The following is a 12,092-nucleotide window of genomic DNA, read 5'->3' as shown; positions in this document are numbered from 1 at the left end:
GGCGACGAGGGTACCGGTCAGCGCTTCTCGCCGTTGAGGACCGCGGGGTCGTTGGGGTCCCACGCCGCACCGTCGGAGCTGAGCGGGATGACAGGGGCCACGGTGCCGGTGGGCGCGACCGCGTACTTCTGGAGGGCGTAGGTCATGACGTCCTTGAAGACCGGGCCACCCAGCTGACCGCCGAAGTGGCCGCTGACCGGCCGCTGGAGCGTGACCGCGACGACGAACTTCGGGTCGTCGGCCGGCGCGTAGCCGATGAACGACGCGGTGTAGCCGTTGTAGCTGCCGACCTCGGGGTCGTACCGGTTGGCCGTGCCGGTCTTGCCGGCGACGCGGTAGCCGTCGATCTTCGCCTTGGGGGCGGTGCCCTTCGGCCCGACGACCTCCTCGAGCATCGTGCTGACCTTGGTCGCGGTGTCCGGGGAGACGACCTTCTGGCCCTGGGGCTGCGCAGACGGGGTCACGATGCCGTCCACGCCCGTGGTGCTCTCGATCAGGCTGGGGGGCACACGCACGCCGCCGTTGGCGATCGTCTGGTAGACACCGGCCGCCTGGACCGCATTCAGGGAGTAGCCCTGCCCGAAGAGCGTGGTGTAGCGCTGGGACCCGCTCCAGTCGCCGGACTTGGCGAAGAGGCCCGGGGACTCGCCGGGGAAGGCGACCCCCGTCGGCTGGCCGATCCCGAACTTGCGGAAGTAGCTCTCCATCGTCGGCGGGGCGACCTTCTCGGTGGCGAGCATCGTGCCGATGTTGCTCGACATCGCCAGGGCCCCGGCGACGGTGAGGTTGAGCGTCGGGTGGTCCACGTCGTCCTTGAAGGACGTGCCGGCCCGGGGCAGCCGGTTCGGCACGATGAGCGAGGTCGTGGGCTGGACGACCTTCTCCTCGATCGCCGCGGCCATCGACATGACCTTGCCCGTCGACCCGGGCTCGTAGACGTCCTGGAACGCATGGTTCTCCAGCGACCCCGCGGCGGCCTTGCCGGGGGCGTTCGGGTCGAAGGTCGGGTAGGACGCGACGGCCCGCAGCTTGCCCGTCCTGACCTCCATGACGACGACGTAGCCCGAGAGCGCCTGGCTCTCGATGACCTTGTTGGCAATGGCGTTCTGGGCATACCACTGCAGGTCGGCGTCGATGGTGAGGTTGACGTCCTTGCCGTTGGTGGCCGGCACGTCCTCGCGCTGGGCCCACGGGATCATCGTGCCGTCCTGCGCCTGCTCGTAGACCTGCTTGCCAGGTGAGCCCTGCAGGACCTTGTCCTGCATGACCTCGAGACCCCCGCCCGCGGTGCCGTCGGCCTGCACGAACCCGACCAGGGGGGCCGCTGACAGGTTCGCGGGGTAGACGCGGCTCGTCGTCGTCTCGCTGAGAATCCCGGGGATGCCGAGGGCGGCGATCTGGCGCCAGGCCAGCGGCGTGACCTCCTTGGCGATGACCCGGTAGCCGGCGGTGCCGCTCAGCTGGGCGACGAGGGCCTCCGCAGTGGTGCCGAGCAGCGGCGCGAGGTCCTGGGCTGCACCGGCGACGCCCACCCTTGTCAGCTTCTTGTCGATCGTCTTCTGGTAGGAGGGCACGGCGGTCTGGTTCACCGTCACCGTCCTGCGCTCGATGCTCGACGCGAGGACGACCCCGGCCGTGTCGAGCACCCGCCCGCGCAGTGCCGGGATGGTCTTGGTCTCGAGGCGCTTGCCGAGCGCGGCGGCCTGGACCGTGGCGGCGTCGAACGCCTGAACCCGCAGCAGCTGGGCCCCGAAGATGCTGAAGACGAAGATCGCGGCGACGAGCATGGCCCGGATCCGGCGCCGGGGGTTGGCCACGCCGACGACGGCTCGGCGGCGGCGCGCAGCACGGGGGCTGCGCGGTCCCCCGGACCGGGAGACGGCGGCACGGGGCGAGGGAGCGGCACCCCGCGGTGGCGGGGTTCGGCGCGGTGGCGGGGTTCGGCGCGGTGGCGCGGTTCGGCGCGGTGGCGGGGTCCTGTGCGCCTCCCCGGCGCGCCGGGCCTCGGGCGCGCGTGGCGGATGCGCCGAGCCACTGCCGCCGCCGCGACCGCCGGGGCCCTGGGGTGGCGTCACGCGTTCACCTCGATGCAGTTGCGGGAGCTGCCGGCGGGGCCGGCGCAAGGGGTGCGGGGTGCGCAGCCGGTGCGGCGGGTCCAGCCGGTGCGGCGGGCGCCGCCGGTGCGGTCGACGCCGCCGGGGCCTGGGGGGGTGCGGCTGGCGTCGTGACCACGTTAAGTCGCTGCTCCGCCTTGGCCGGGGCCGCCACGCCGATGACCGACCCGTCGCTGAGCTTGATGAAGGCCATGCTCTTGGCGGGCACCATGCCCATCCCCTGCGCCCGGGCGGCGAGCGTCCGGGGCGAGCGCAGGTCGTCCAGCGTCTGGCTCAGCTGCTCCTGCGTGTCGGTGAGCACGCTCGACTGCGCCTGGAGCCTGGTGGCCTGGAAGGACCCCTGGGCCAACGCCGTGTTGAGCATGAGGAGGGCGACGAGCCCGGCGCCCAGGAGCGCCATGCACAGGACGGCGAAGACGCCGTTGCCCGTCTCCTGGATCGCCGTCGGGACAACCCGCAGCGGAGCCGACGGCGCTCTACGCGCCGCCGGCCTAGGGGCGAGGCGGGCGTGGCCCGTGGTCTGGCTCATGGAGTGGATCCCTTCGTGCGTCGGACGCGTTCGGCAGCACGCAACCGGGCGGAGGCGGCGCGGGGGTTGGTGGCGACCTCGGCCCGGTCGGGCTCCTCGGCGCCGCGGGTGAGCAGCGTGAGGTATGCCGCGTGCTCGGGGAGCTCGACCGGCAGGCCGGCCGGGGAGCTCGAGGTCGCGCCGGCGGCGAGGGTGCGCTTGGTGATCCGGTCCTCGAGGGAGTGATAGCTGAGGACGGCGACCCGACCGCCGACGCGGAGGGCGTCGATGGCCGCGGGCAGGGCGGACTGCCAGGCCGACAGCTCGGCGTTGACCTCGATGCGCAGCGCCTGGAAGGTGCGCTTGCCGGGGTGGCCCCCGCTCTTCTGCGACGCGGCCGGGACCACCGCCTTGAGCAGCTCGACGAGGCGCGCCGACGTGGTGAACGGCTGCGCGGCACGCTCTCGCACGACCGCCCCCACGATCCGCTTGGCGAACCGCTCCTCGCCGTAGTCCCGCAGGATCCGCTCGAGGTCGGCCGGCTCGTACGTGTTGAGCACCTCAGCGGCCGTGACGCCGTCGCCCTGGTCCATCCGCATGTCGAGCGGGGCGTCGACACGGTAGGCGAAGCCCCGGTCCTCCTCGTCGAGCTGGAGGGAGGAGACACCGAGGTCGAACAGTGCGGCATCGACGGTGCGCAGTCCGAGCGAGTCCAGGACGGAGGCGAGCTCGTCGTAGACGGCGTGCACGAGGGTCAGCCGGTCGGCGTGGGCCGCCAGTCGCTCGCGCGCGAGGTCGAGCGCCTCGGTGTCGCGGTCGATGCCGACGAGGCGCACCTGCGGGAAAGCCTCAAGCACCGCGAGGGCATGCCCGCCCATCCCGAGCGTGCCGTCGACGTAGACGGCCCCGGGGTGCGCCAGCGCCGGCCCGAGGAGCTCGACGACCCGGTCGCGCAGGACGGGCAGGTGCCGGTCCTGCGGGTTCCCGCGTGTCGACATGGGCAGTGCCTCTCCGGCCGGGGGGACCGTCTGGTGGTGCTTCGGGTGCGGGTGCTGTCGTGCTGACGGGTGGGTCCTGCGGTCTGGTCCCCATCCGCTCGGGGTTGTCTCTCCCCATTCGGCCCGGGACGGGGGAAGTCGTCCCGGGACGGCGAGCGGCTGGAGGCCGGATGCCAGGACCCGTCGGGTCGCTCAGAAGAGTCCGGGGATGACCTCCTCGGACTGCTCGGAGAAGGCCTGCTCGCTTCGCACGAGGTAGGCGTCCCACGCCGGGGTGTCCCAGACCTCGACGCGGTTGCCGGTGCCGATGACCGTGCAGTCGCGCGAGAGGTTGGCGTAGTCGCGCAAGGTCGCGGGGATGGTCACCCGGCCCTGTTTGTCGGGGACCTCGTCGAACGCTCCCGAGAGGAAGACCCGGACGTAGTCACGCACCGCCTTGGAGGAGGTCGGCCCCTTCTGCAGGTCCTCCGCGAGGGCCGCGAATCCGTCGGCGGGGAAGACGTAGAGGCAGTGCTCCTGGCCCTTGGTCATGACCAACCCGTCGGCAAGGCGGTCCCGGAACTTCGCGGGGAGGAACAGGCGGCCCTTGTCGTCCAGACGGGGGGTGTGCGTCCCGAGGAACATCTGGCGCCACCTCCTGTCGGTCGACCCGGCAGCGTCCACCGCGCTCCGTGTTGCCCCACCGTACTCCACTTTCCCCCACACCGACCCCGGAATCGCGACGTGTCGTGTCCCATTTGCGACATCAGCGCAGGTCAGCCGAGATGGAGGGAAGTGGAGGCATAGGTCACCGGGCCACCTTGTGCGAGGCCCCTCGTGACACCGGAACGGTCGGTCGCGGCACGATGACGGGAGCGCGGGCGTTGTGCCGAGAGCTGGGTGACCCCCCGACCTCACGCAACCCCTACCCCCGGTGGAGGGAAGTGGGGGAAGATCTACGGACAGCGGGCCGAGGGGCGGGAGGAAGCGTGACGAACGTGGCGGAGCATGCCAGCGAGGGCGGGGCACTGAGCAACCCCGAGGCGCTGGATGAGGTGCGCGAGGTCGCTAGCCGGATCTCGGACGCCATGACCTCGATCATCGAGGGCAAGGACGACGTCGTGCGGACGGCCATCACGGTCCTCCTCGCGGAGGGCCACCTGCTGATCGAGGACGTGCCGGGGGTGGGCAAGACGATGCTCGCCAAGACGCTCGCCCGCTCGATCGACTGCACGGTCCGGCGGATCCAGTTCACCCCCGACCTGCTGCCCAGCGACATCACCGGCGTCAGTGTCTTCAACCAGGACGTGCGCGACTTCGAGTTTCGGCCGGGGGCGATCTTCGCCAACGTCGTCGTCGGGGACGAGATCAACCGCGCCTCCCCCAAGACCCAGTCCGCCCTGCTCGAGAGCATGGAGGAGGGCCAGGTCACGGTGGACGGGCAGACCTACGAGCTGCACAAGCCGTTCATCGTGATGGCCACCCAGAACCCCATCGAGATGGAGGGGACCTACCCCCTGCCCGAGGCGCAGCGCGACCGGTTCATGGCACGGATCTCGATGGGCTACCCGTCGCCGAGCGCCGAGTTCGCCATGCTCGACACCCATGGTGGGGCGTCGCCGCTCGCGGCCCTGCGGCCGATGACCGACGCGGCCACCGTGGCGCGGCTGATCACGGTCATCCGGGACATCTGGGCCAGCCCGGCGATCCGCCAGTACGTCGTCGACATCAGCACCGCGACCCGCGCGAGCTCGGCCCTGCGTCTGGGTGCCTCGCCGCGAGCCACCCTCCACATGTTGCGCGCCGCCCGGTCCGTCGCTGCCCTCGAGGGTCGCGACCACGTCCTGCCCGACGACGTCCAGACGATCGCCCTCCCGGTGCTCGCCCACCGGCTCATCCTCTCGGGGGAGTCCCAGCTGGCCCGGCGCACCGCCGAGGACGTCCTGCGCGAGATCCTGCGCCGGGTGCCGGTCTCGCCCATGGCCCGCTGACCGACGACGGACTGGGGAGATCGCCACGATGGGACAGGTCACGGACGTCCTCACCGCCCGCGGTCGCGCCTTCGTGGCTGCGGGGATCACCCTCAGCCTCTCGGGGTGGGCGCTCGGCTTCCCCGACATCAGCCGGGTCGGGGTCCTGCTCCTCGCGCTGCCGGTCGTGACCGGAGTGCTGGCGCGTCAACAGCGGGCGTCGGTGCGGGTCGATCGACGCCTCGCCCCGCGCCGGGTCAGCGTCGACCAGCCCGCAACGGTGGTCGTCCTCATGGAGAACACCGGGACCCGGCGCACCCCCTTGCTGCTCGTCGAGGAGCGGCTCGACTACGTCCTGGGCGACCGGCCGCGGTTCCTCCTCGGCCGGATGGCCCCCGGCGAGAAACGGCAGGTGGAGTATGCCGTGCGCAGCCACCTGCGCGGCCGCCACTCGCTCGGACCGCTCACCGTGCAGCTGCGCGACCCCTTCGGTCTGACGGCACGCTTCGCCCAGGTCGGGGACACCAGCGACGTCGTCGTCCTGCCCCGCACCGAGTCCCTCGCCGAGGGGCGACCGCCCGGGAGCGGGGTCGGCGCCGAGGGCGAGATCCCCCACGTCGTCGCCCTGCACGGGGAGGACGACCAGTCGGTCCGGGAGTATCGCGACGGTGACGACCTGCGGCGCATCCATTGGCCCGCCTCGGCACGGACCGGCGACCTCATGGTGCGTCAGGAGGACCGCCCGGCCCGCCGGCGCGCCGTCGTCCTGCTCGACCCCCGGGCCGACGGCCACCGAGGGACCGGCACCGCCAGCTCGTTCGAGTGGGCGGTCACCGCCGTCGCGTCGACGGTCGCCCACCTCTCGGCCTCCGGCTATGCCGTCCACCTGATCAGCTCGGCCACCGTCCACGACGGGCAGGCGGCCACGAAGACCGGGACGGACGAGGCACTCGACATCCTCGCCGAGGCGGTCACCGGTCCTCCGCACGAGCTCGAGGAGCTCGTCCACGCCGCACACCAGGTGACGGCGTCCGGTGGCCTCGTCGTGGCCGTCCTCGCGGACCGGGACGAGGAGGTCCTGCGCCAGGTCGCCTCGTTGCGCCAGCCCGGAGGGACCGGACTCGCCATGGTGCTCGACACGGCGAGCTTCACCCAGGGCGGCCGGGCCGGTCCGCCCGGGCCCGCCGCGGCCTACGCCGACGTGCTGCGTCTGGCCGGCTGGTCCGCCACGACGGTGTCCTCCGGGAGCCGGGTCGGCGACGTCTGGGCAGCCCTCACGAGCAAAGGGGTGCTCTCGCGATGAGGTCCCGTCCCAGTGATGCCTTCGTCGCCCTCGCGGCGACGCTCGCGGCCGTCCTCGGGATCACGACCCTGACCGTCACCGCCGGCTGGGTGGGCACGGCCGTCTGGACCTGCCTTGCGGTGGCCGTGACCGGGATCGGGCTGCGCCGGCTGACGACCCGGGGCGCTCTCGTCCTGCCCGGTCAGGTCCTGCTCGTCGGCTGGCTGGTCTGCGTCGTGTTCGCCGGCGACCGGCTCTGGTGGGGTCTGCCCGGGCCGGACGCCATGGGCCGGCTCGGTGAGCTGCTGCGGGAGTCCGCAGACGTCATGCAACGGTATGCCGCGCCGATCCCGACCACGCGCGGGGTCGAGCTGGTCATCGTCCTGGCGGTCACCGCTCTGGCGCTGCTCGTGGACTACCTCGCCGTGACCCTCGGTGCGCCCGCCGCCGCGGGCCTGCCGCTGCTGGTGGCCTTCCTCACCGCGGCAGCCAACAGCGGGTCGTCGCTCGCCCCCGGCTACTTCCTCGTCGCCGCGTTCGCGTGGCTCGTGCTGATCTCCAGACAGGGCCGCTGGTCCGTGCGTCGGTGGTCGACGACGGTCGCCAGTCCCCGGACGCCGACGAACGCCGTCGACAGCGAGGGCGAGGCCCTCGGCGGATACGGCTCGTCGGCCCGGGCGCTCGGCGTCGTGGCGCTCGTCAGCGCCCTCGCCATCCCGGCGCTCGTCCCGCACCTGCCGACCCGCTTCATCCTCGACGGCCTCGGGCGCAGCGACACGGCCGAGGGCCGAGGTGGCCGGGTCGGCTTCACCTCGACCCTCGACCTGACCCGCAGCCTGCAGGACGGCTCCCTCAACCCGGTCCTGACCTACCGCACGTCCGCGCCCGGCACTCCCCCGCCGCTGCGGGTCGTCGTGACCTCCGACTACGTCAGCGGTGAATGGCGCACCCGCCCGAGCGGCGCACCCCGGACGCAGGACCTCCCGGCCACCGCCCTCATCTCGAGCGACGTGCTGACGACCGACCGGACGATGTCGGTGGAGCAGAACCTGCTCGACCCCCCGCACGTCGCCGCCCCCCAACCGGCCATCTCCGCCGACTTCGGCGGCACCGGGTGGGGGGCCGACCCGCGCACGAGCGACCTCTACGTCCCCTCGCGCCCGGACCGCTACACCGTGACCTATCGCGAGGTCAACGTGGCGCCCACCCAGCTGCAGGACGGCATACCGGGCGGCAGCTCGGGTGCGGGCGACCCCGAGGTGGTCGCCTCCCAGTCGCTCGACCCCGGCTCCGCGGAGCTGGTGTCCCGGCTGATCAGCCAGGTCGCAACCGAGGCCAGGGCCACCACCGCCTACGCCAGGGCCGCCGCCATCCAGGAATGGCTGCGCAGCAGCGGTGGCTTCACCTACTCGCTGCAGCTGATCAGCCCCGTCGTCGACGCCAACGGCGCCGCGGTCACCAACCCGCTCTCCGCGTTCCTGGTGAGCAAGCAGGGCTACTGCGTCCAGTTCGCGTCCGCCATGGTGATGATGGCCCGAGCCGCGGGGATCTCCGCCCGGATGGCCATCGGGTTCCTGCCGGGCAGTTCCTCGAACGGCGTCTACACCGTGCGGGCCGCCGACGCACACGCGTGGCCCGAGCTCTACTTCCCCGGTGCGGGGTGGCTGCGCTTCGAGCCGACCCCGGCCTCCCGCACCGGCTCGGCGCCGGCCTACACCACCGCGGCGGCGGGCGCGAGCACCCTCCCCAAGGACCGCAGCCCCGACGCCGGGGCCACCCCGACCGACGCACCCAGCGCCGGCGCCCGGGACAACGGGGGCGTCCAGGACACGACGACGACCACCGCGAGCACGCTCGGGCTCTGGGACCGGGCCGCGCTGTGGCTGCAGGACGGCTCACACCTGGCCCTGCTCGCCGTGGTCCTCGGCCTGCTCGCCACTCTGGTGCTGCCCCTCACCGCCCACCTCGTCAACCGGCGTCGCCGGATGGGCGCCGCCAACCGCGCAGAGCTGGCCGAGGCCCAGTGGCAGGAGCTGGTCTCCCGCCTGCGGGACCTCGGGGTGTCCCCTCCGACCGGCGGCACCCTGCGGCAGTGGCGTTCGCACTATGTCCGTGAGGCCTACCTCGACGAAGACGCCGAGGCAGCGATGGGCCACGTCGTGGCCACCCTCGAACGCACCCGCTACGCCCGGCCGGACGCCCACCCCGTCACCCTCCACGACGAGATCAGGCGGGTCACCCACGCTGCCGCCGTGGGCCGGTCCCGCCGACGGCGGGTCACCGCGTTCCTGCTCCCCGGGGACGGCGTCCGGTGGTGGGGCGGCTTCGTCACCCGGGTCCTCGGGGCTCCGGGGCGCTGGATCGACGACAACGTCGAACGCCTCCCCCGCCGGCGCTGAGCCGGGCGGAGCCGTCGGCATCCACCGCAACAGGCCACGACGTCCACCACAACAGGCCACGCTCTGCGCGTGCCGCGAGCCGGTGCGGCATACCTTGGTCGGCGCCGGAGTGCGGCACCCTCGCCCGCGGCCACCACGCTGTGGGACGGCCCCCGTCCCGGGGGCTCAGGACGGGGGCCCTCCCGGGTGACCTGTGGGAGTCACCCGCGAAACCGTGCTCGGGGAAGGGCACGGTCGGCACACACTTGCGTGGGCGCACTGCCCATCGTCGGGCGGAGACCTACGGGTGACCTTGAGGTCGTCGCGGTTTCCGGCGAGCCGGAGAGGGTCCCCAGTCCGTGGGAAGGCTCGCCGTCAGCGTCGAGCCCTGACCCGGGGCGGAGCCGAGGTCCAACGTGCCCCCGGCCTGGACCACCGCGTCGCGGGCGAGGGGCAGGCCAAGATGGCCCGGCTCCGAGGGTGAGCCCACCTCGAACCCGCACCCGTCATCGGTGATCGTCAGCGTGACCGCCTCCGGCGTGCGGTGCACGTCGATGGTCACGCGGGCCGCACCGGCGTGCCTGCGGATGTTCGCCAACGCCTCCCGGGTGACGCGGTGCACGAGGGTGGCCAACGTCAGGTCAACCTTGAGGTCGGGGTCGATCCGGGTCTCGACCTGCACCCCGCTGCCTCGCAACGGGGCGGCGAGGCTCTCGAGCGCAGCCGGCAGACCGATCGCCGCGAGATCGACGGGATAGAGGTTCACGAGCATGCCCCGCAGGATGGCCACATCCCGACGGACCGTCTCCGCTGCGGTCCGCACCGCCGGGCGGACGGCGGTCCCGACGTCGTCGGCCACCGACTCCAGCAGGTAGGTGACGCCGGCCAGGTCCTGGATGACGTCGTCGTGCAGTCCTCGGGCCAGCCGGCGCCGCTCCATGTCCGTCGACGCCGCGACGTGGGCCAGCAGGTGCCCCCGCTCCCGCTGACCCCGCTGCACCCGGCGCGCCAGGCGCACCGCCCCCGGCAGCTGCGTGACATGCAGGGCGACGAGCGCGACGAACGCCGCGGGCAGGAGCTGCACGAGCAGTTCGTGCTCCTCGCGCGTGACCGCCTCCGGGGGGAAGTAGGACTCGAAGACCAGCTGCTCCCCCGTCGCTGCCCGGAAGGCCGTGTAGACCTCGACCTCCGTGCCCTCCGTTGCCTCGAGCTGGTTCTCCACCTTGTCGGGCTCACTCAGGGAGGCCTGGGCGCGGCCAGTGGAGACCACGTCGGCGAACCAGTCGGGGACGGGGAAGCGGCGCCCGATGAGCGGGCTCTCGTCCGAGTAGAGCACGGTGCCGGCCGTGTCCCAGACCTTGATGTGCTTGACCGACCCGTCCCGCAGCCGAGGCCACACCACCGCGTCGATCGCCGCGAGAGCCTCCCGGTCGCCGGACAGGGCCCGGGTGCTCAGGACGGGGGCGATGAGCCGGCTGGCGATGTGGTCCGCCGCGGTGACGGCGACGGCGAGGGCATGTTGCTCGGCGACACCCTGCATGTACCACAGGGTCGGGACCGCGACAACGCCCACCGAGAGGAGCCCCATCACGAGGAACCTCAGCACCGCCGCCCGCACCTCGGAGCGCTCGGCCAGCCCGGTGAGCCTCAGGTGACCCAGCCGAGACCGGTCAGCGACCGAACGCCCCTCAGCGGCCGGAAGGTGCTCACCCGTTGGAAGGTGCTCCCCGACAGGCAGTCGCTCATTCGCTGGCGGTCGGTCACCGGCGCGAGGGACACGAAGGGCGTGGCCGCCCCCCACGGTCAGCTCCGCTCCATCTCGAGAATCCCCCTGCGGACAGCAATCACGACAGCCTCGAGCTGGGAGTGCGCCCCGAGCTTGGCCAGCACTTCCTTGACGTGGTCACGACACGTGTGGACGCTGATCCCCAGCTCCTTGGCGATCGAGTGGACGTCCATGCCGTGGCCCATGAGGCGCAGCACGTCTCGCTCCCTGATCGTGAGCATCACGGACTCCTCCCGCTGCAGCGCGAGGAGCTCGGACATCAGGCCCGGATAGACCTGCACCTGGCCCGATCGCACCGCCCGCAGGGCACAGAGCATCTGGGCGAGGTGGCCGTCCTTGGCGACGAACCCACAGGCGCCGGCGTCCATGGCCCGCCCGACGAACGTCGCCGTGGCATGGGCGGTCAGGACCACCACCCTGGCTGACGGGTCGATGGCCAGAATGGCCCGGGTGGCCTCGAGGCCACCGCCGGCCGAACCGCTGAGCTCGAGGTCCATGGTGACCAGATCCGGCCGCAGGTCCTCATACAGGGCGACCGCCGCCTGGCCCGACGTCGCATGGCCGACGCTCACGAGGTCCGGCTCCCGGTTCAGCACCGTGGCCAGCATCTCGGCGAACGTGCTGTGGTCGTCCACCACAAGGACTCGTGTCAGCTCCACGGAGCCACCGACCGTCATACCTGTCTCCCGCCGCCCAGCTTCCTGTGCTCTGAGTATCGGCACGAGATGGCGCGATTGACGGCGGTATCCGTTATGTGAGTCTCATATGGTGGACGGTGTGCCGTCTCCTCAGGCAGGAACCGCCGTCGCTGCGAACGCCGATCCACCAACGTGCTGGAGCAGGTCGGTGAGCGTCCGGTACGCCTCCTGGATGGCGCTGCTGACGAGCAGCTCGACGGGCGCCGGCGCGACGCCAGCCGATGCGGTGCGGCGACGCTCCGGCCTTGAGACATCAGCCGTAGCGACCCGGTGCAGGCGGATGACGGACTCGAGCAGGTCGCCGAGGTCGTCGCCGGCCCACGGCCTGGGTTCGGCAAGGAGTCGGGCGAACGTCCGCCGCAGCACCGGCCCGGGAGGA

At 72.5% G+C, this 12,092-nt stretch carries 10 protein-coding genes; 3 read left to right on the top strand and 7 right to left on the bottom strand.

Annotation, left to right across the window (positions count from 1 at the left end; translation table 11 throughout):
• Positions 1-17: 17 nt before the first annotated feature.
• The 4 genes from ACLL9L_RS02075 to mraZ all read right to left on the bottom strand — a co-directional run bounded on the left by ACLL9L_RS02075 (position 18) and on the right by mraZ (position 4,244).
• Positions 18-1,817, bottom strand: coding sequence for a peptidoglycan D,D-transpeptidase FtsI family protein (locus ACLL9L_RS02075; RefSeq protein WP_411282983.1), 1,800 nt, complete (start codon positions 1,815-1,817; stop codon positions 18-20).
• Positions 1,818-2,079: 262 nt separating this feature from the next.
• The gene (locus ACLL9L_RS02070; protein ID WP_411282982.1) at positions 2,080-2,643 is read right to left on the bottom strand and encodes a hypothetical protein; all 564 of its coding nucleotides are present in this window, start codon (positions 2,641-2,643) and stop codon (positions 2,080-2,082) included.
• Positions 2,640-3,620: a 16S rRNA (cytosine(1402)-N(4))-methyltransferase RsmH gene (rsmH, locus tag ACLL9L_RS02065; protein WP_411282981.1), complete on the bottom strand. Its 981-nt coding sequence runs from the start codon at positions 3,618-3,620 to the stop codon at positions 2,640-2,642. Before rsmH ends, ACLL9L_RS02070 begins: the two co-directional genes overlap by 4 nt.
• Positions 3,621-3,812: 192 nt before the next feature.
• A complete protein-coding gene (mraZ, locus tag ACLL9L_RS02060) occupies positions 3,813-4,244 on the bottom strand; it encodes a division/cell wall cluster transcriptional repressor MraZ (protein WP_411282980.1) in 432 nt (143 codons plus the stop codon).
• Between the two features lie 353 nt (positions 4,245-4,597).
• Between mraZ and ACLL9L_RS02055 the strand changes: the two genes are divergently transcribed.
• From ACLL9L_RS02055 to ACLL9L_RS02045, 3 genes are read left to right on the top strand one after another with little or no spacing between them, the layout of a single operon-like run.
• Positions 4,598-5,590: an AAA family ATPase gene (locus tag ACLL9L_RS02055; RefSeq protein WP_411283011.1), complete on the top strand. Its 993-nt coding sequence runs from the start codon at positions 4,598-4,600 to the stop codon at positions 5,588-5,590.
• A 28-nt stretch (positions 5,591-5,618) separates the two neighbouring features.
• Positions 5,619-6,872, top strand: a complete 1,254-nt coding sequence (locus ACLL9L_RS02050) for a DUF58 domain-containing protein (RefSeq protein ID WP_411282979.1) — start codon at positions 5,619-5,621, stop codon at positions 6,870-6,872.
• A complete protein-coding gene (locus ACLL9L_RS02045) occupies positions 6,869-9,250 on the top strand; it encodes a DUF3488 and transglutaminase-like domain-containing protein (protein ID WP_411282978.1) in 2,382 nt (793 codons plus the stop codon). Before ACLL9L_RS02050 ends, ACLL9L_RS02045 begins: the two co-directional genes overlap by 4 nt.
• 280 nt (positions 9,251-9,530) lie before the next feature.
• On the opposite strand, the gene ACLL9L_RS02040 is transcribed toward ACLL9L_RS02045, so the two are convergent.
• From ACLL9L_RS02040 to ACLL9L_RS02030, 3 genes are all read right to left on the bottom strand, one after another.
• The gene (locus tag ACLL9L_RS02040; protein ID WP_411282977.1) at positions 9,531-10,835 is read right to left on the bottom strand and encodes a sensor histidine kinase; all 1,305 of its coding nucleotides are present in this window, start codon (positions 10,833-10,835) and stop codon (positions 9,531-9,533) included.
• A gap of 197 nt (positions 10,836-11,032) precedes the next feature.
• Positions 11,033-11,674, bottom strand: a complete 642-nt coding sequence (locus ACLL9L_RS02035) for a response regulator (RefSeq protein WP_411282976.1) — start codon at positions 11,672-11,674, stop codon at positions 11,033-11,035.
• Between the two features lie 129 nt (positions 11,675-11,803).
• On the bottom strand, positions 11,804-12,092 hold a 289-nt coding region (locus ACLL9L_RS02030), incomplete at its 5' end, for a hypothetical protein (RefSeq protein ID WP_411282975.1).

Origin of the sequence: Lapillicoccus sp. (assembly GCF_046595215.1) — a bacterium.
In the GTDB taxonomy this organism is placed as follows: domain Bacteria; phylum Actinomycetota; class Actinomycetes; order Actinomycetales; family Dermatophilaceae; genus Lapillicoccus.
This window is presented reverse-complemented; position numbering and strand designations above follow the sequence as displayed.

What these genes read in the sequence shown, in the direction of transcription:
- ACLL9L_RS02070 (WP_411282982.1), bottom strand. Translation starts at nt 2,643, where the DNA reads ATGAGCCAGACCACGGGCCACGCCCGCCTCGCCCCTAGGCCGGCGGCG.
- rsmH (WP_411282981.1), bottom strand. Translation starts at nt 3,620, where the DNA reads ATGTCGACACGCGGGAACCCGCAGGACCGGCACCTGCCCGTCCTGCGC.
- mraZ (WP_411282980.1), bottom strand. Translation starts at nt 4,244, where the DNA reads ATGTTCCTCGGGACGCACACCCCCCGTCTGGACGACAAGGGCCGCCTG.
- ACLL9L_RS02050 (WP_411282979.1), top strand. Translation starts at nt 5,619, where the DNA reads ATGGGACAGGTCACGGACGTCCTCACCGCCCGCGGTCGCGCCTTCGTG.
- ACLL9L_RS02045 (WP_411282978.1), top strand. Translation starts at nt 6,869, where the DNA reads ATGAGGTCCCGTCCCAGTGATGCCTTCGTCGCCCTCGCGGCGACGCTC.